Annotated in this window: 14 protein-coding genes; 12 read left to right on the top strand and 2 right to left on the bottom strand. The window is 43.0% G+C overall.

Annotation, left to right across the window (positions count from 1 at the left end; genetic code table 11):
- Window positions 1-222 precede the first annotated feature (222 nt).
- From trxB to bshB1, 3 genes are all read left to right on the top strand, one after another.
- A complete protein-coding gene (gene trxB, locus LN893_RS11200; protein ID WP_229969950.1) occupies window positions 223-1,161 on the top strand; it encodes a thioredoxin-disulfide reductase in 939 nt (312 codons plus the stop codon).
- Window positions 1,162-1,298: 137 nt separating this feature from the next.
- Entirely contained in the window at window positions 1,299-2,348 is a 1,050-nt protein-coding gene (locus LN893_RS11195) for a M23 family metallopeptidase (protein ID WP_229969949.1), read from the top strand.
- Window positions 2,349-2,366: 18 nt separating this feature from the next.
- Window positions 2,367-3,086 carry a bacillithiol biosynthesis deacetylase BshB1 gene (gene bshB1 / locus LN893_RS11190; protein WP_229969948.1) on the top strand — a complete coding sequence of 240 codons (720 nt, stop codon included), beginning with the start codon at window positions 2,367-2,369 and terminating at the stop codon, window positions 3,084-3,086.
- Between the two features lie 104 nt (window positions 3,087-3,190).
- Here the strand turns inward: bshB1 and accC are convergent, their stop codons facing one another.
- A complete protein-coding gene (gene accC / locus LN893_RS11185) occupies window positions 3,191-4,693 on the bottom strand; it encodes an acetyl-CoA carboxylase biotin carboxylase subunit (RefSeq protein WP_229969947.1) in 1,503 nt (500 codons plus the stop codon).
- A 227-nt stretch (window positions 4,694-4,920) separates the two neighbouring features.
- Between accC and LN893_RS11180 the strand changes: the two genes are divergently transcribed.
- Both LN893_RS11180 and LN893_RS11175 read left to right on the top strand, forming a co-directional pair.
- Window positions 4,921-6,159 (top strand): aminotransferase class I/II-fold pyridoxal phosphate-dependent enzyme, encoded by a 1,239-nt coding sequence (locus tag LN893_RS11180; protein ID WP_229969946.1) that lies wholly within the window; start codon window positions 4,921-4,923, stop codon window positions 6,157-6,159.
- A 106-nt stretch (window positions 6,160-6,265) separates the two neighbouring features.
- Entirely contained in the window at window positions 6,266-6,454 is a 189-nt protein-coding gene (locus tag LN893_RS11175; RefSeq protein ID WP_229969945.1) for a BF3379 family histone-like protein, read from the top strand.
- An 82-nt stretch (window positions 6,455-6,536) separates the two neighbouring features.
- Here LN893_RS11175 and tyrS read toward each other — a convergent pair whose 3' ends face one another.
- On the bottom strand, window positions 6,537-7,841 hold the full coding sequence (tyrS, locus tag LN893_RS11170; protein WP_229969943.1) for a tyrosine--tRNA ligase: 1,305 nt from the start codon (window positions 7,839-7,841) through the stop codon (window positions 6,537-6,539).
- A gap of 299 nt (window positions 7,842-8,140) precedes the next feature.
- On the opposite strand from tyrS, the gene LN893_RS11165 reads away from it, so the two are divergent.
- The 7 genes from LN893_RS11165 to LN893_RS11135 all read left to right on the top strand — a co-directional run bounded on the left by LN893_RS11165 (window position 8,141) and on the right by LN893_RS11135 (window position 17,995).
- Window positions 8,141-9,370 (top strand): ABC transporter permease, encoded by a 1,230-nt coding sequence (locus tag LN893_RS11165; RefSeq protein ID WP_229969942.1) that lies wholly within the window; start codon window positions 8,141-8,143, stop codon window positions 9,368-9,370.
- Window positions 9,371-9,653: 283 nt separating this feature from the next.
- Window positions 9,654-10,700, top strand: coding sequence for a DNA polymerase III subunit delta (holA, locus tag LN893_RS11160; protein ID WP_229969940.1), 1,047 nt, complete (start codon window positions 9,654-9,656; stop codon window positions 10,698-10,700).
- A gap of 238 nt (window positions 10,701-10,938) precedes the next feature.
- On the top strand, window positions 10,939-14,007 hold the full coding sequence (locus LN893_RS11155; RefSeq protein ID WP_229969938.1) for a tetratricopeptide repeat protein: 3,069 nt from the start codon (window positions 10,939-10,941) through the stop codon (window positions 14,005-14,007).
- Between the two features lie 28 nt (window positions 14,008-14,035).
- Window positions 14,036-15,733, top strand: a complete 1,698-nt coding sequence (locus tag LN893_RS11150; RefSeq protein ID WP_229969936.1) for a TonB-dependent receptor — start codon at window positions 14,036-14,038, stop codon at window positions 15,731-15,733.
- 6 nt (window positions 15,734-15,739) lie between these two features.
- Window positions 15,740-16,894 carry an HU domain-containing protein gene (locus tag LN893_RS11145; RefSeq protein WP_229969935.1) on the top strand — a complete coding sequence of 385 codons (1,155 nt, stop codon included), beginning with the start codon at window positions 15,740-15,742 and terminating at the stop codon, window positions 16,892-16,894.
- Between the two features lies 1 nt (window position 16,895).
- Window positions 16,896-17,600, top strand: coding sequence for a MotA/TolQ/ExbB proton channel family protein (locus LN893_RS11140; RefSeq protein ID WP_229969934.1), 705 nt, complete (start codon window positions 16,896-16,898; stop codon window positions 17,598-17,600).
- Window positions 17,600-17,995 carry an ExbD/TolR family protein gene (locus LN893_RS11135; RefSeq protein WP_229969933.1) on the top strand — a complete coding sequence of 132 codons (396 nt, stop codon included), beginning with the start codon at window positions 17,600-17,602 and terminating at the stop codon, window positions 17,993-17,995. Before LN893_RS11140 ends, LN893_RS11135 begins: the two co-directional genes overlap by 1 nt.
- Window positions 17,996-18,007: the final 12 nt, after the last annotated feature.

Raw genomic sequence — 18,007 nt, 5'->3', positions numbered from 1 at the left:
GGCTTTTTTTTTGTAAAGTAAGTGTACAAAGTGACATGGTAAGGTTTTTGAAACTGTTGTTCTAAAACAAAGTTTTCAAAATCAAAATGCTTATAAAATTGTCCAATTTTTAGCCGTGTATGTCCAAGCAACATACTTAACAGTGAATATTACAGCGCTAGTGCGGCTTAAAGGGCAGAAATTTTGTATACTTGCATCCAAATTTGAAAGTGCTAATTTAAGATGGAAATAGAAAGAGTAAAATGCCTGATTATAGGCTCTGGCCCTGCCGGTTATACTGCTGCCATTTATGCATCCAGAGCTGGCCTTAGCCCAGTGCTTTATCAGGGGCTGCAGCCAGGTGGGCAGCTGACAATCACAAATGATGTAGAGAATTATCCTGGTTATCCTGAGGGAGTTAACGGTCCTCAGATGATGGAAGACTTCAAGAAGCAGGCTGAGCGTTTTGGTACAGATGTGCGCTACGGTATTGCAACGGCTGTCGATTTTTCTTCTCAGCCACATAAAGTAACGATAGACGATCAAAAGGTAATAGAAGCCCATACTGTCATCATATCTACTGGCGCTTCGGCTAAGTGGTTAGGCCTTGAGTCTGAAGCTAGATTGAACGGTAGTGGTGTTTCTGCCTGTGCCGTGTGCGACGGTTTCTTTTACAGAGGTCAGGATGTGGCTATTGTTGGAGCTGGTGATACTGCTGCAGAAGAGGCTACTTACTTATCTAATCTGTGCAATAAAGTTTACATGATTGTGCGCCGTGAAGAAATGCGGGCCTCCTTGATTATGCAGGAGCGTGTAAAGAAAACCAAGAATATAGAGATCTTGTGGAATTCGGTTACAGACGAAGTATTGGGTAAGTTTGCCGTAGAGGGTGTTCGTGTTAAAAACACGGTTTCAAACGAAACCAGAGAAATTCCTGTGAGCGGTTTCTTTGTCGCTATCGGTCATCAGCCGAACTCTGATATCTTCAAGGATTATCTTAATTTGGATGAGAACGGTTACATCCGAACAATACCTGGAACATCAAAAACAAATATCGATGGTGTATTTGCTTGCGGTGATGTTCAGGATTTCACTTACCGCCAAGCAGTAACAGCAGCGGGTTCTGGTTGTATGGCTGCCCTTGATGCTGAGCGCTATTTAGCAGCAATGGAATTGCATTAATTTATACTGGTGGTTTAATTTTCTGTACTGCTCTTTGTAGTATTATTTTTAAAGGCCTTGCAATAAAAAGCCTGTAATGTGAGTTTAGAAAGGCGAATACTGAGCGAAAGAGCACATTACTGCTTAAACAAATCCTAATGTTAAAGAAAAAAGCATCCTTATACTTTGTACTTTTTTTACTCTGCTTAACTGGCTTAATACACAGTGCCAATGCGCAGCAGGGTAAACTAAAGGATTTGATCAAAGTTAAGGCTCCTAAAATCAACTACGTAAAGCCTGATACAACTGTACTTATTAAGTACGAGGAGTTTCCAGAAGAAAATTCAGAGGCGGGTAAATCTATCCTGTTCAATCCAAAAAAAGAGCTTTCAATAGTAAGTGAGGACACCACAGAGCTTAACCTGGGAGAACAGCATATTGTGGAAGTTTCGGAGGAAATTCTGATTGATTCTTCCTGGGTGAAAATAGCAGGTTATTATGCCATTTGGGATACCTACAACATCAACCCGTACCGCATGGATGCGAGTAAGATGAAGGATACTGTTGACATAACCTTATATGACCCAACCGTTAACAGGGACTACAAAATGCCTCTTGTTAAAACTCCCGTTACGAGCCACTTTGGCGGTAGGTGGGGGCGCTTGCACGCTGGTACTGATATAGACTTGAATACGGGAGACTCTGTTTATGCCGCTTTTGATGGTGTTGTACGCATTAATAAGTGGGATGGCAGTGGCTATGGCAATTATATCGTGGTGAGGCACTACAATGGCTTAGAAACGCTCTATGGCCACATGAGTAAAGCTGCAGCAAAGCCAGGACAGTTTGTAACGGCTGGAGAACTTATCGGTTATGGGGGGAGTACTGGCCGTAGTACAGGTCCGCACTTGCATTATGAGGTGCGTTACCAGGGGAATCCGATCAACCCAGAGCTAATGTACGACTTTCCTGATTACCTGCTAAAGGGGCAGAATTTTGTAATTACATCAGCTCTCTTTAACTATTACAATAACACAAAAAGCGGAGCCACCAGTAGTCGTAGAGCTACTTATCACTCCGTTAGGAGCGGAGATACACTTTCTGGTATTGCGAAGAGATACGGTGTTAGTGTAAGCCAAATTACAAAGCTTAATGGCATTTCTGCCCGCACTACCCTTAAAATTGGCCGCAAGCTTCGCATTAGATAATACTTGACATAAGATTAAATGAAATTAGACATACTTGCTTTTGCTTCTCACCCTGACGATGTAGAACTTGGTTGCTCAGGCACCATTATAGCGCATATTGCAGACGGTAAGAAGGTGGGCATTATTGACCTTACCCAAGGAGAATTAGGGACAAGGGGAACACCAGAAATTAGAGCTGCCGAAGCCGAGGCGTCCTCTAAAATAATGGGTATAGCTGTGCGCGAGAATTTAGGCTTTGCCGATGGTTTTTTCTTGAATGACCGTGCACATCAGCTTAAGATTGTAGAGAAGGTAAGGCAATATAAGCCAGAACTAGTGCTGATGAACGCTATCTATGATCGACATCCAGATCATGGACGTGGCTCTGAAGTCGTAAGAGACGCTTGTTTTGTCGCTGGCCTGAAAATGGTGGAAACTTTTGATAGCGAAGGCAACAAACAGGAGGCATGGCGGCCAAAGAACATGTACCATTACATTCAGGATCGTTTTATTGTACCTGATGTCATTGTAGATGTGACAGCGCATTGGGAGCAGAAGATGGAAACAATCCGCGCCTTTAAATCCCAGTTCTTCAATCCAGACGACACTTCACCAAACACTTATATTTCTTCCCCTGAGTTTTTAGGTTTCGTGGAATCCAGAGCAAAAGAGTTAGGGCATGCCATTGGCGTTACTTACGGAGAAGGTTTCACAAAAGAGCGTTCACTAGGTGTTAAAAGCCTTTTTGATCTGATATAGATAGCTACGCACGTATAGTACGTTATGAGCCATACAACCTACTAATGTAACAGAAGAGGCGCTTTCACAAAGCGCCTCTTCTGTTTTGGAAGTGTAGTATAAACTTACTTTAACCTGTTTTTGCGCCAGTTGGAATCAGTTGCGCTTGTTGTCATGGCTGCAGCCGTAACTTGCTTTGGATTGTGGTTTTGTAATAGTATAGCAGCTAGCACAGCGGCTACTTCTTCTGTATCTTCTTCTGGTTGCTTAGCTAGTGCTTCAGGAGTAAAGTAGCGATCGATAAATTTAGTATCGAAATTTCCACTCACAAATGCTTCATGCTGTAGTACATAAGTTCCGAAAGGTAAAGTAGTTTCTATACCTGTTATCTGGTACTCATCTATCGCGCGAAGCATTTTTTCGATGGCTTCCTGTCTGTCTTTGCCAAACGATACCAGCTTTGCGATCATCGGGTCGTAATAAATAGAAATGTCCATGCCTTGTTCAAAGCCATCATCCACGCGCACGCCTAAGCCTTGCGGTCTTTTATAGGTTTCTAATCGGCCGATGTCTGGAAGGAAATTATTCGCCGGATCTTCTGCGTAGACACGCAATTCCAACGCGTGCCCGTTTATTTGCAGCTCTTCTTGCTTGAACCTTAGTAGGTTACCCTCCGCTACTAGAATCTGTTCTTTAACCAGATCCAAGCCTGTAATTTGCTCCGTTACAGGGTGCTCTACCTGCAGACGCGTATTCATTTCCAGGAAATAAAAGTTCAGGTTTTCATCCAGCAGAAATTCGACTGTGCCAGCTCCCACATAATCGCATGCCTTGGCTACGTTTACGGCGCATTGGCCCATCTCGTCGCGAAGGGCAGGAGTAAGAACTGCAGACGGTGCTTCTTCTATTACTTTCTGGTGGCGACGCTGAATCGAACATTCTCGCTCGAACAGGTGCACAATGTTACCATGTGTATCACCTAGCACCTGAATCTCGATATGGCGCGGCGAACCTATATACTTCTCTATAAAAACTGAGCCATCGCCAAACGCCGAGGTAGCCTCGCTTACCGCCAACTGCATTTGCTCTTCAAACACTTCAACACTTTCCACCACGCGCATACCCTTACCGCCGCCGCCAGCGCTGGCCTTGATCAGTATCGGGAAGCCTACTTCCTGTGCGATTAATTTAGCTGCTTCTACATCCGTAATCGCTTCTTCGGTGCCTGGCACCATCGGGATGTTATACTTAGCCACAGCAGCTTTAGCTGCCAGTTTGCTTCCCATCAATTCTATGGCTTCTGGCGACGGACCAATAAATATGATACCCGCTTGTTGTACCTGTTGAGCAAATCCAGCATTTTCCGACAAGAAACCATAGCCAGGGTGTATGGCATCAACGCCTAAATCTTGACATACCTTTATAATCACGTCACCACGTAAGTAAGACTCACTTGATTTTGGTCCACCCACACAGACAGCTTCGTCAGCAAAGCGCACATGCAGCGCATTACGGTCGGCCTCGCTATAAATGGCTACTGTCTTGATACCCATTTCTTTGGCAGATCGCATCACGCGGAGCGCAATCTCACCACGATTAGCCACTAATATTTTATTTATTTTATTCATGAAGAAGCAGTGGTTTTATTCTTTCAAAGTAAGGATTTTGGGCCGAAACATAAAAACTTGTATACGAAAAAGGTGGAGAAGACTTAGAGGTGAATTGTTTATGACTTTATAAAAACTTAATTTTGTGCCGCATTTTACCTAAATTTGCTTAATTGTATATTTTGCTTTATTTATTGTAAATCGAAAGTTGATTCTGAAATTATCCCGATAACCTAATTATTACACAAGTGGATTTATTTGAAAAGTTGTTGACCAACAGAGGTCCTTTAGGCAGTCACTCTCATTATGCACATGGCTATTTTACGTTCCCAAAACTTGAAGGTGAGATTGCTCCACGTATGAAATTTAGAGGTAAAGATGTATTGACCTGGAGCCTTAACAACTACCTTGGGTTAGCTAACCATCCGGAGGTACGTAAAGCTGATGCTGATTCAGCTGCAGAATGGGGTATGGCTACGCCAATGGGAGCTCGTATTATGTCTGGTAACACCAGTATTCATGAGCAATTGGAGGCTGAGTTAGCGGAGTTTGTTCAGAAGCCTGATGCTATGCTGTTAAACTTCGGCTACCAAGGAGTTGTTTCTATTATAGATGCATTGGTCGACCGCCACGATGTAATAGTGTATGATGCTGAATCGCATGCCTGTATTATAGATGGTGTGCGTTTGCACCAGGGCAAGCGCTTTGTGTATGCGCACAACGATATGCAAAGCCTTGAAAAGCAGCTAGAGCGTGCCACACGTTGGACTGAAAATACTGGAGGTGCTATACTTGTTATTACAGAAGGAGTTTTCGGTATGTCTGGTAACCTGGGCAAACTGGATGAAGTAGTAGCACTGAAAGAGAAATTTAACTTCAGACTTTTTGTAGACGATGCCCACGGTTTCGGTACAATGGGTAAAACTGGAGCTGGTACAGGTGAGCATTTAAATTGCCAGGATGGTATTGATGTATACTTCTCTACGTTTGCCAAATCTATGGCTAGCATCGGTGCCTTTGTGGCATCAAACGAGCAGGTGATAGAATATTTGCGTTATAACATGCGCTCTCAGATCTTTGCTAAGTCTTTGCCAATGCCTCTAACAGTTGGTGCGCTGAAGCGTTTAGAGTTACTTAGAACAAAGCCTGAGCTAAAAGACAAACTTTGGGAAGTGGTGGATGCTCTACAAAGCGGACTGCGCGAGAAGGGCTTTAACTTAGGTACTACACAATCTCCTGTAACACCTGTATTCCTGAACGGACAGATTCCTGATGCTACACAGCTGACACTGGACCTTCGTGAGAACTACAGCATTTTCTGCTCGATTGTAGTGTATCCGGTAGTGCCGAAAGATGTTATCATGCTTCGCCTGATACCTACTGCTGCACATACTTTGGATGACGTAAAAGAGACAATCGCAGCATTCGAGAAAATATCACAAAAATTGGACAAAGGCTTGTACTCAAAGTCAGCAGTTACCGCCTAGCTGGCTGTAAAGCCATATATTAAAAATCCTTAATTTTTGCTTGTTTTCATTAAATGTGTATATTAGAGCGATTAAACCATATGTTTCACTATAACCAATAGCTCTAATGGCAAACAACTTTAGCAAACTCAAGGATCTAGTAATGTCGCTTGAATCTGATTTCGAAAAATTCTACGACAAAGGAAACGCTGCTGCAGGTACTCGTGTACGTAAAGGCATGCAAGACCTAAAGAACATGGCTCAGGACATCCGTAAGGAAGTTCAGGACATGAAAAACAGCGAAGCTGCACAGTAACTGAATACTCTTCTACAAGAGATAAACAAAAAGGGTGACTCGAAAGAGCCACCCTTTTTGTTTATAAGGTTTTGGTATTTAATTATTTAACACTAACTAGGTAGTAGTTCTTTTTACCTTTCTGCACTACGAGGTACTTCTCTTGCAATAGTTCGAAATTTACAGCGTCTTCGGCGCTCTGTACCTTTTCAAGGTTAACTCTTACGCCGCCATTTTTTATCATACGCTTGGCTTCGCCTTTAGAATCGAAGATTAAACCTTGTGTGGTTTCGGATAATAAATCGCTTACCGTGTTTGCCTCAGCGTATTGCTCTTTGGTGATTTCTACCTGTGGCACACCTTCAAAGACAGACAGCAATATTTGCTCGCTAAGTCCTTTTAAAGTGGCTAAATCGCCTTTACCAAATAAAATTTCTGAGGCTTCTACAGCTGCATTATAATCTTCTTCAGAATGCACACGAATTGTAACATCTTTAGCTAAGGCTTTCTGTAGAACGCGTAAATGCGGCGCCTGATTGTGCTCTTCTGTAATCCTTGCAATTTCATCTTGAGGAAGTAATGTGTATACCTTTATGAGCTTCTCGGCTTCTTCATCAGAAAGGTTGAGCCAGAACTGGTAAAACTTGTAAGGAGAGGTTAGTTCAGCGTTAAGCCACACGTTGCCGCCTTCAGACTTACCAAACTTTGTACCGTCTGATTTTGTAACCAGCTTGCCAACCAACGCAAAGGCTTTGCCTCCATCCATACGGCGAATAAGCTCTGTGCCTGTGGTAATGTTGCCCCACTGGTCTGAAGCTCCCATCTGCAGACGTACATTTTTGTTTTTATACAAATGGTAAAAGTCGTAGCCCTGTATAAGTTGGTACGCGAACTCTGTATATGAAAGTCCCTCGGCGCGTTCACCTTCCTCGTCAGCATTAATGCGCTTTTTTACAGAGTCTTTGCTCATCATGTAGTTAACAGTGATGTGCTTGCCCACGTCGCGCAGAAAATTTAGGAAGCTAAACTCCTTAAACCAATCGTAGTTGTTAACGATTTCAGCTGAGTTGGCTCCGCAGTTAAAGTCCAGGAACTTCTCCAGTTGTGCACGGATACCTGCTTGATTTGTTTGAAGGGTTTCTTCAGAAAGGAGGTTGCGTTCAGCCGACTTGCCTGAAGGGTCTCCGATCATACCTGTAGCGCCACCCACTAAGGCTACTGGTTTATGTCCTGCACGCTGTAGCTGCACCAGTAGCATGATAGTGGCAAGGTTACCAATATGCAGAGAGCTGGCGGTAGGGTCGAAGCCGATATAGCCTGTCGTCATTTCAGCAGCTAATTGCTCTTCTGTACCTGGCATGAAATCATGGAGCATGCCCCTCCATCTCAATTCTTCGATAAGATTCATCTAAACCTAATTCATCTGTTTAAGGCAAAGATATAAAAGAGTTAGGAGTAAGCAGCAGAGAATCGTGCATCAAGTGTTCTTTAAGAGTGTTTAGAGGAGTCAACATAAATCAAAAACTTAAATAGACTAGTACCACATCGAGTCATTATACAAAAGCAGATAAAAGCTGGTAGCTGGTTAATAGCTTGCACCAGCTTTAAGCTACTTCTTTATCAGATTTTCTTACTAAATATAGCTCACAATATCTTATTTATATATTCTGAAAATAATGTACATTTAAGGAGACAACCCGTAGCTCCATGTTCAAGAAAGCCTTTCTATCCTTCTCGCTGGCTCAGCAGAATATTCGGTCTAGACTTTTTCACACGCTTCTCTCCATTCTGGGTATTGTAATTGGGGTAGCGGCGCTTGTGTCTGTGCTGTCGCTGATAGATGGGCTGGAGAAGTTTGCTCAGGATCAGATTACAAGTACCACATCCTTGAAAGCGGTGATGATACAAACAAATACCCGCAAAAAAGTAAATAATGTGTGGCTGAAGAAGGAGGAATACAACTATCTAAACTACACGAACTTCACAAAGCTTACATCTTCCTTATCTAAACCAGCGCAAGGTTACTTAAGCATCTCAAGCTCAGAAGAAGTTACAGTAGAAGGTATGGCAGCACCGATGGGTGCCTCGGTTGTGGGTTCTGCGGCGCCCCGTGCAGCTGATACACCTATAGCTGTTGGACGTGCTTTTTCTGCAGCGGATGTTGCAGCTGGAAGTGGTGTGGCCTATGTAAATTATTGGTTGGCCAAAGAAGCAATGGGTGCGGAATCTGTTGAAGATTACATAGGAAGAAGTGTTGCGGTAAGAGGCAGAGAGGCGAAAGTGATAGGTGTTTTGAAGCAGAATAAAGACGAAAATCATGCGCAGGTTTATGTGCCTATTACTTTATTTACGGAAGAGGAGCTGAAAGCCACACCTCCGAAAGGAATATTAGAGGTAGGAAGAGTGGAGGATGTTCCTATTGTTAAAGCAGAGATAGAGAACTGGTTAAAACTGAACTTTCCAAGTGACAGCACCAATTTTGTCTTGATAACAAATGAAGCGCGCGTGGAGCAGGCAAGCAAAGCATTCCTGCTTTTCAGAATAGTAATGGGCTTGATTGTAGGTATTTCTGTGCTAGTGGGAGGTATCGGCATCATGAATGTTCTGCTAATATCTGTAAATGAGCGCACTGTAGAGATAGGTGTTCGGAAAGCCATGGGCGCCAAAAAGTTCGATATTTTGCTGCAGTTTTTGGCAGAGTCAGTTACGGTGTCGCTTTTCGGTAGCTTTCTGGGCTTGGTATTAGGTGTTCTGGCTACCATGGCCATTGTACCTATCATAAAAGTGTTTGTAGACGTGCCTTTTCAAGCAGCCTATACCTGGAACACCTTTTTTACTATTGCCGTTATTGCAGTAGTCATTGGTATTATCTTCGGCACCTATCCTGCTACACGCGCTGCTAAGCTAAATCCTGTGGATGCAATTAGGAGGGAGTAAAACACCAGCTGTTTTTAAGTATCCTTCCAAAAAGCCATGCCATGCGCATCATAAGTCTTAGTCTAACAATAGGCTTGGCTATTCCATTCGTTAGACTTCCATTTTTGTGTTCATTTTCTCGAAAAATAATCAGATGCACCCTCGGTTTCTCGTCTGTTTATACTTTGACTTTGCCAGCGATAGCTTAAATTTGTAGGAGGGAGGCACACGTATTTATCAGCCACACTTCTGCCAGAGAGTGTAAAAGCCTATCCAAATTTATCCGTTACAATACCCAACCGCAATGGCACACACACCCGAGGGGATTTTAGAGCAGCTGGAAAAAAGGCATTTTGCTCCTGTATACTTTCTACAAGGCGAAGAGTCTTATTACATTGATCTGATAGCAGATTACATCGAGAAACATGCGCTGCAGGAGCATGAGAAGGGATTTAACCAAGTAGTAATCTATGGTAAAGACGTAGATGTGTCCACTATTTTGCTGCAGGCTAAGCGATTCCCCATGATGTCTGATCGGCAGGTGGTGATTGTGAAGGAAGCACAGAGCATACAGGACATAGATAAAGAAGATGGCATGAAGCAGCTGGAAGCGTATCTTCAAAATCCATTGCCTTCTACTATTCTTGTTTTTTGCCACAAGCATAAGTCCCTGGACGGGAGAAAATCGTTGGCAAAGGTTGTGCAGAAACACGCAGTGTTACTCACCACAAAAAAGCTGTACGACAATCAGGTGCCCGCTTGGGTTACCAGTTTCCTGAAGACAAAGAAGGTACAGGCCTCACAGCAGGCGGTGCTCATGCTTAGCGAGTTTATCGGCGCCGATCTTTCCAGGTTAGCCAATGAGATAGAAAAACTGCTGATCAACCTGAAGCCAGGTCAGGCAATAGATGAGAGGGTGGTGCAGGAGAATGTGGGCATCAGCAAGGAGTATAATATTTTTGAATTGCAGTCGGCTCTTATTGCCAGAGACGCTCTGAAGGCAAACCGCATCATCCATTACTTTGAGGCAAATCCTAAAAACAACCCACTAATTCCTAATCTGTCTCTGCTTTTCTCTTTTTTTACGAAGCTGCTTTGCCTGCACCAATCTGCAGATAAGTCGGAGGCAGGCCTGCGAAAGAGTTTGGGCAACAGAGCTTTTCTAGCAAAGGAATATATGCAGGCCCTGCGGGTGTTTCCGATTCAGCGCTGTGTCGATATTATACATTTTATTAAGGTCGCCGACCTACAGGTAAAAGGTGTAACAGGAGGCGACATGACAGAAGCTGATATTTTAAGAGAACTTGTCTTCAAAATATTGCACCCAGTACCGAAGGCGATGGCATCCTGAGTTGCAAAATAGTTCAGGTACCACAAAATAAATTTAGCTTTTTCTTCATTGTATAGATATTGTAGCATATTCTTTGCTTGGTGAGTTTATTGTAGCAGAAGCCTCGGCAGCTACTTAAATTTTATTAACTTTGAAAATGGTGAGGGAGGCTTTGCAGCAAAAATCAGCCAATTCGTTAACTTGTACCTCCCAACTGTAAAACAGTCAATTTTAGCCTGCTAAGGCATTAATGTTTAATATGAAAATAGCCTACAAAGTAGCACTTGCGTCAGTTTTGGCTGGCGGTTCGCATGTAGTGGCGGCACAGCACACGCAGGTTTTCACTTCTAATGAAAAATATTTTCATGAAGGAATAGAACTCTTCGACCGTGCCAAGTATGGTCCGGCACAAGAAGCCTTCAGAAAGTATATTGCCCTTATCGGAGAAGCCTCTAAAACAGCTGATGCACAGTACTACTATGCGCTTAGTGGTTTGAACCTGCTTCACCCTGATGCGGAGCAACTTATCCTGAACTTTGTAAAGGATTACCCTGCGCATCCTAAAACAGCTCAGGCAAAATATGAACTGGGGCTTTACTACTTCAATCAAAAGGATTACAAGAAGGCTATTGAGTATTTAGATCAGGCGCCGATACATTTGCTGAGCATAAAGCAAAACAAGGAACTGGAGTTTAAACTCGGCTACTCTTACTTTGCCACCAAAGATTTTGACAAAGCGAAAACCTATTTCGATAAAAACAAAACCACTGGTTTCAGAGAAGATGATCATCGTTATGCTTATGCCTCTAACTATTACGCGGGCTACATAGCGTATCGTAACGGAGATTATGCTGCTGCTAAAACAGACTTGAAAATAGCGGAGAAAAACGAAGCTTATGCGAGCATTGTTCCTTATATGATCACAGAGATTCTTTATAAGGAGAACGATATTTATGAGGTAATTCGCTACGGAGAGGCTTCGCTAGCCAAAACGCCAAAAGTGCAGCAGGCTGATGAGATTGCCTTACTGGTTGGTGATGCCTACTACCAAAAAGCTGACTATAAAACAGCTGAAAAGTATTTTACACAATATGCTCAGGGCAAACGCACGTTTGATCCTGTGGTGCAGTATAAAATTGCTTTTACCGACTACAAGAACGACAACTACAAAAACGCTATTGCCAACTTTAAGCAGGTAGCGCTTAAAAAAGATACACTGGGGCAGAATGCGGCTTATTATCTTGGCCTAAGCTACCTGCGCGACGATAACAAGCAATTTGCTTTGACTGCTTTTGATCAGGCGCGTAAGAGCAACTTGGATAAGGATATAACAGAGGCTGCCACCCTAAAGTATGCACAAATCAATTTTGAACTGGGTAACTTTAGAGAAGTTATAAATTCGCTGGCAAGCTTCAACCAGGACTTCCCTGAATCTGAACAAGGAGAAGAGGCTGACCGCATTTTAAGTGAATCTTACTTTAACTCAAACAACTACGCCGAAGCCATCAAGCATATCGAAGGCTTGAAAAACAAGAGCTGGCGCATCTTACAAACTTATCAGCGAGTAACTTATTACCATGGGGTTAATCAATTTAATGATGCCAAATTCCCTCTGGCCGTACAGACAATAGAAAAGTCGCTGCAGTACCCTTACGACAAAGAAGTAACTGTTGCGAGCCATTACGTAAAGGGAGAGGCTTTCTCAATCGGTCAGCGCTTCGACGATGCTATTAATAGCTATGCAGCCGTTTTCCGTACAAGCCCTAGCACATCCAACGATTACTACGTTAAGTCGCGCTATGGTATTGGTTATGCCTACTATAACACCAAGCAATACGATAAAGCGCTAACGCATTTTAAGGCTTACCTGGATGCAATTCAGCCAAGCAACCCGAACTATAACGATGCAACGCTTCGTTTGGCAGACACCTATTATGTAACGAAGAACTATAACGAGGCGCTGGGGTTGTATGAGCGGGTAATATCTTCCAGTTCAGCAGAAAAAGATTATGCTCTATTTCAAAAAGGAGTTGTGTCCAGCCTAATGGGTAGAAATGATAGAGCAACTGCGGCCTTGCAGGAGATTATAGCAAAGTACCCAAATTCCCGCTACCTGGATGATGCCATGTACCAGCGAGCCTTAATAGATTTTGAGGCAGGTAACTATGCGCCTGCTATTACAGGTTTCACCTCACTGATTAACAGCCAACTTGAAACTAAACTCATAGCAAACGCTTTGCATAAGCGCGGAGTTGCCTATGCTAACATGAGAAGGTACAATGAGGCCATACAGGATTATAAGCGTGTGCTGGATGAATTCCCCGCTGCTAAGGTAGCAAGCGGCGCGTTGTATAGCTTACAGGAGGCGCTGGCTACACAAGACCGCAGCGAGGAGTTTGATGTTTACCTGGCGAAGTATAAATCTTCTAACCCAGAAAGTGATGCCTTAGAAAGTATTGAGTTTGAGGCAGCTAAGACACTTTACTTCAGCGAAAAGTATGCCCAAGCTGTCACTAAATTCGAGTCTTACCTGACAGCTTACCCTAAGAGCACCTTTGCAAGCAATGCCCGCTATTTCCTGGCCGATTCTTATCTGCGCCAAAATAACCTGCAGGCTGGCTTACAGCGCATGAGAGAGGTTGTTGCCGAGAATAAATCTGAATACGTTAACAGAGCGATTCAGAAAGTGGCTGACATGGAGTTTGAGGCGAAGAATTACAATGAGGCTATCAAGTACTACAACCGTCTGCGTGACTTGGCAACGAACAGAAAAGAGCAACAAACTGCTTTAACTGGACTAATGCAAAGCTACTATCAGACAAAAGATTATGCAGCAACAAAGCGTGTAGCAAATGAGCTGATTAGCCAAGGAAACGCTGCGCTGAATGCTTATAACACGGCATTACTGTTCAGAGCAAAATCTACATACGCACAAGGCAATCTGGATCAGGCTTTAACAGAGCTGCGCGAGACGGTTAAATCTGCAACTGATATAAATGGTGCGGAGGCCCAATACCTGATTGCTGAGATACTTTATAAGCAAAAGAAATACAAAGAGTCTACGGATGTAGCCTTCGAGTATACCAACAAGTATGCGAACTACGATTACTGGTTAGGGAAGACCTTCCTTATTATTGCTGATAACTATGCTGCCCAGAATGAACAGTTCCAGGCAGAGGCAACACTCAATTCTATTATTGAAGGATCTCCAGTGCCAGAAATTGTAGAAGAAGCGAAGCAGAAGTTAGCGAAGATGAATGGTAACAAAAATGCAGTTGCAGCTCCTCGCGATTCATCTAAAAACAAAACTGGGCAAGGCATCAAGTAGTTTGGCTTAAAAGGGACAAGACATTAGCATGAAAAAGAATATAAAGTTAGCTTCATTAGCCATTGTACTGAGTGTAGGCTATAGTATGTTGAACAATGCGCAGGCGCAGGGTAATACAGGTTGGGGCGAGGGAGCAAAGCTAGAAGACGCAGAGGTTGTGGTGGAGAAGAATCGTACGATTGAATTACCACAGGCTGCTCGTAACTTCGAGATGATCCGCATCAACGCCCCGGAACCAGCTGACAGAACTGTTCGCTACCGTTATAGCGATTATCGTTTGCCATCGCAGGATATAGAACTGCAGATGAAGGTGCTGACCATTAAGCAGGAGGAGTTAGAGAAACTGTACGGCAACTACCTAAAGGGAGGCATTGGCAACTATGGTACCGTTTATCTTAAAGGATACTTCCATAACAAACGCAGCGACAAAGCTTCGTATGGTGCGGAGGTTGGGCATATTTCTTCTGCCAGAGGCCCTGTAGACAAAGGTAATTCTGCTGTGGCAAATAGTGCCATAAGCCTGCACGGCGAGCAGTATCTCAAAGGACTTACCATTGGAGGAAGACTTGGCTATAACCGAGATAAAGTTCACTACTATGGTTACCAAGGCTTCACAGATATAGAAGTACCTGTTGACAAAGAATCCATTGAGCAAATCTATAATAAGGTAAACGCCGAAGGCTTCTTGCATAACCAAGACTCAAAGTCACCATTCCTTTATAATGCTGGCCTGAAGGTAAACTACTTAAACGATAAGTATAACTTAAGCGAAACGAATGTAGCACTCGGAGTAAGAGGAGATTATAACATAGATGATGTTTCTGACTTCAAGGTAGGCGTAGATTTCTCTTATGTGTCGCAGAAAGACTCTGCATCCGTTAGTCGTCCGTTTTTTAAACTGAACCCGACGTATGAACGCCAACTGAATGCTGTTCGTTTGGCTATTGGAGCTAATGTGGCATATACGGGTGACACCATCAACAATGCTCGCAAGCTCAATATCTATCCAATGGTTAGATTAGACCTGGAGCCTATTAAGAATAACCTGTTGATTTATGCCGGTTTAGGTGGCGATTTGCAAAGAGTAACTTTATATGGGCTAACAGAGGAGAACCCATTCCTAGCTCCTAATGTGCAAGTTGCTGATGCCAACAAAGGATTGGAAGTTTATGCAGGATTTACTGCCAACATCGCTAATTATGTAAATCTTACTGGTAGAGTGGCATATCAGAACTACCGTAATCTTTACTTTTACAACCCATCTGAGCAGGACCCGACAAAATTTGAATTGGTTTATGACGATGGTGTAACAAATGTGATGAACGTATATGCCGAAGCCGTTTTCAATCATTCAGATGAACTACGCCTGGGTTTTAAAGCAGATTATAACAAGTACAATACTGCATCTTTGGAGCAGCCTTACCACCGTCCAGAACTGATGGCAACTGCTTTTGCTACCTATAACTTCTACGATAAGATTCTCTTTAACTCAGAACTTTATTATATTGGCAGTTCATACGCTCGTGTAAATTCTGCTCAGGAAGCATCTACGTTAAGAGAAACTGACACTATTGTAGATTTAAACCTGAAGGCAGATTATAGATTTACGAATAAATTCACATTCTTTGTGATGGCAAATAACTTGTTTGGGCAGAGGTATGAACGTTTTATAAACTACCCAAACAAAGGAATTAACCTTATTGGTGGTGTAACTTATTCATTTTAAGAGCCTATGGTTGAGAAGCACATAAAGACTTTACTCTATGACCATGACTGTGTCATCATTCCCAACTTTGGTGGGTTGATCGCACGGTATGTGTCAGCAAGGGTACATCCGGTAAAACAGATAATTTTACCTCCTTCTAAAAAGATTGCTTTCAACGAAAAGCTTGTTCTGAATGATGGCTTGTTGATTAGTACAATCGCGCATCATAAAGGAATAAGTAAGGATGAAGCACAGCAGGAGGTAGCTGCTTTTGTACAACAGGTAAAAGCTAAATTAGAGGCCGAACACAGATTTGAACTGACGGATATCGGCGTTTTCAGGTATAACCAGGAGCGCAGGCTGGAGTTTGAATATGTAGAGGGCGATAACCTGCTAGAGGCAAGCTTTGGCCTGCCAGAAATTGCGCTTAGGCCTGTGAGGCTGGAAGAGCCTGCAGTGTTGCGTACTTTGCTGAAGGAGCGCCAGGTACCTGTTGCCGAAAAGCAGCCGTTACGTAAGCGCTTGAAGCGCATGTATACAGTAGCTGCCGGGCTTATGATAGGTGGTTTAACGGTGTCAGGCCTTTATTTTTTAAACTTACAATCTGACCACAACCTTAGCAGCCTTAATCCTTTCAGTTTGATGCATGGTAATTTGCAACAGCGATCTAGCAATGCATCGAACTATGTTACTTCTGAAGCAGATCGTTTTATGGCGATGAAAGCTTTGACAGTAGGCTTGCAGCTTTCTAAGGAAAAGCAAGAGCCAGAGTGGCTGGGTCCGTTGAATGATACATTTACCTATGCTGATGCAGAAACTGATACAATAGCTGAAAGCGTTGATGAAGGTAATGTAGCTGAAGTTGCTGTAGAAGAGGATGTTATTGAAAATAAAGTGGTGCCAGCAACTGTTGAAAAAACAAAAGCTGAGCCGCTCATAATCAAAAACAAAACTAACCGTTACTATATTATTGCAGGTAGCTACTCTACACAAAAAATGGCAGAGATAAGCCGCGATGCAGTGCTTAAGAAAGGACATAAAGCGTTAGTTTTAACGCCGTATCCTGGTAAAAAACTTTACCGTGTGGCCGTAGCAGATTTTGCTACATCAGCAGAAGCCGTTGGTAAATTGGAATCTTACATGAAAACTTTCGGAGAAACAATTTGGGTACTTAATTATTAACATGACATCACTCTTTTTACAAATTATTACAGCTCCTGCCGACTCTACGGCAGCTCTTGCTGAGAATGCAGAAGCAGCTGACACTTCTGTTCATCTGATTGATTTAGCTCTTGCTGGTGGTTGGGCTATGATTCCCCTTGCGCTTCTTTCTCTAGCTGCTGTGTACATCTTTTTTGAGCGTTACCTTACGCTTAAGAAAGCAGCAAAAAACCCAGACGGCTTCAACGATCGCATAAAGAGTCTTGTTTTGGCTGGCGATATAAACGGTGCTAAAATGCTTTGTGCCCAAACAAACACGCCAGTTTCACGCATGTTGGAAAAAGGTATTTCACGCATCGGTAACCCGCTTAAAAACATAGAGACTTCTATAGAGAACACTGGTAAAATAGAGATCAGCCGTTTAGAGAAGAATCTTTCTGCTCTGGCTACTATTGCTGGTGCCGCTCCAATGCTAGGTTTCTTGGGTACAGTAACTGGTATGATCGGAGCCTTTATCGCTATTGCGCAGGCAGAGGGTTCTGTCAGCCCTAAGTTGCTTTCTAGCGGTATATATGAAGCCATGGTAACAACAGCTACAGGTTTGATCATCGGTTTGCCTGTTTATGTTGGGTACAATTATCTGGTTTCTAAAATCGATAACATCGTACATAACATGGAGTATTCTTCTATTGAATTCATCGACTTACTACAAGAGCCTCAGGTTTAATGAATCTTCGATCTAAAAACAGAATCAATGCCGAGTTCAGCATGTCGTCTATGACGGACATTATATTTCTGTTGCTCATATTCTTTATGCTTACTTCTAACTTCGTTACACCTTCGGGACTACCTGTAAGCTTGCCTTCCAGCCAAACCTCGAACATTGTAATGCAGAAGATAAGCATTACGATTACCCCTGACTTAAAGTATTACTTGAATGATAAGGAGATTGCTGTAGGGGATATTCAACCACAATTGGCAGCACTTTTGCAAGGAACAGAAGAAGGCGTGGTGGTGTTACATGTTGACAAAAGCGTTCCAGTGGAGCACTTCGCTAAGGTAGCTGGCATTGCCGCTGACCTTAAAGCTAAAGTTTCACTGGCCACTGTGCCAACAGAATAATAAAAACAAACT

Source organism: Pontibacter harenae (genome assembly GCF_020907245.1).
Lineage (GTDB): Bacteria > Bacteroidota > Bacteroidia > Cytophagales > Hymenobacteraceae > Pontibacter > Pontibacter harenae.
This window is presented reverse-complemented; position numbering and strand designations above follow the sequence as displayed.

What these genes read in the sequence shown, in the direction of transcription:
- LN893_RS11140 (WP_229969934.1), top strand. Translation starts at nt 16,896, where the DNA reads ATGACATCACTCTTTTTACAAATTATTACAGCTCCTGCCGACTCTACG.
- trxB (WP_229969950.1), top strand. Translation starts at nt 223, where the DNA reads ATGGAAATAGAAAGAGTAAAATGCCTGATTATAGGCTCTGGCCCTGCC.
- LN893_RS11150 (WP_229969936.1), top strand. Translation starts at nt 14,036, where the DNA reads ATGAAAAAGAATATAAAGTTAGCTTCATTAGCCATTGTACTGAGTGTA.
- accC (WP_229969947.1), bottom strand. Translation starts at nt 4,693, where the DNA reads ATGAATAAAATAAATAAAATATTAGTGGCTAATCGTGGTGAGATTGCG.
- LN893_RS11175 (WP_229969945.1), top strand. Translation starts at nt 6,266, where the DNA reads ATGGCAAACAACTTTAGCAAACTCAAGGATCTAGTAATGTCGCTTGAA.
- holA (WP_229969940.1), top strand. Translation starts at nt 9,654, where the DNA reads ATGGCACACACACCCGAGGGGATTTTAGAGCAGCTGGAAAAAAGGCAT.
- bshB1 (WP_229969948.1), top strand. Translation starts at nt 2,367, where the DNA reads ATGAAATTAGACATACTTGCTTTTGCTTCTCACCCTGACGATGTAGAA.
- LN893_RS11155 (WP_229969938.1), top strand. Translation starts at nt 10,939, where the DNA reads ATGAAAATAGCCTACAAAGTAGCACTTGCGTCAGTTTTGGCTGGCGGT.
- LN893_RS11145 (WP_229969935.1), top strand. Translation starts at nt 15,740, where the DNA reads ATGGTTGAGAAGCACATAAAGACTTTACTCTATGACCATGACTGTGTC.
- LN893_RS11195 (WP_229969949.1), top strand. Translation starts at nt 1,299, where the DNA reads ATGTTAAAGAAAAAAGCATCCTTATACTTTGTACTTTTTTTACTCTGC.
- tyrS (WP_229969943.1), bottom strand. Translation starts at nt 7,841, where the DNA reads ATGAATCTTATCGAAGAATTGAGATGGAGGGGCATGCTCCATGATTTC.
- LN893_RS11135 (WP_229969933.1), top strand. Translation starts at nt 17,600, where the DNA reads ATGAATCTTCGATCTAAAAACAGAATCAATGCCGAGTTCAGCATGTCG.
- LN893_RS11165 (WP_229969942.1), top strand. Translation starts at nt 8,141, where the DNA reads ATGTTCAAGAAAGCCTTTCTATCCTTCTCGCTGGCTCAGCAGAATATT.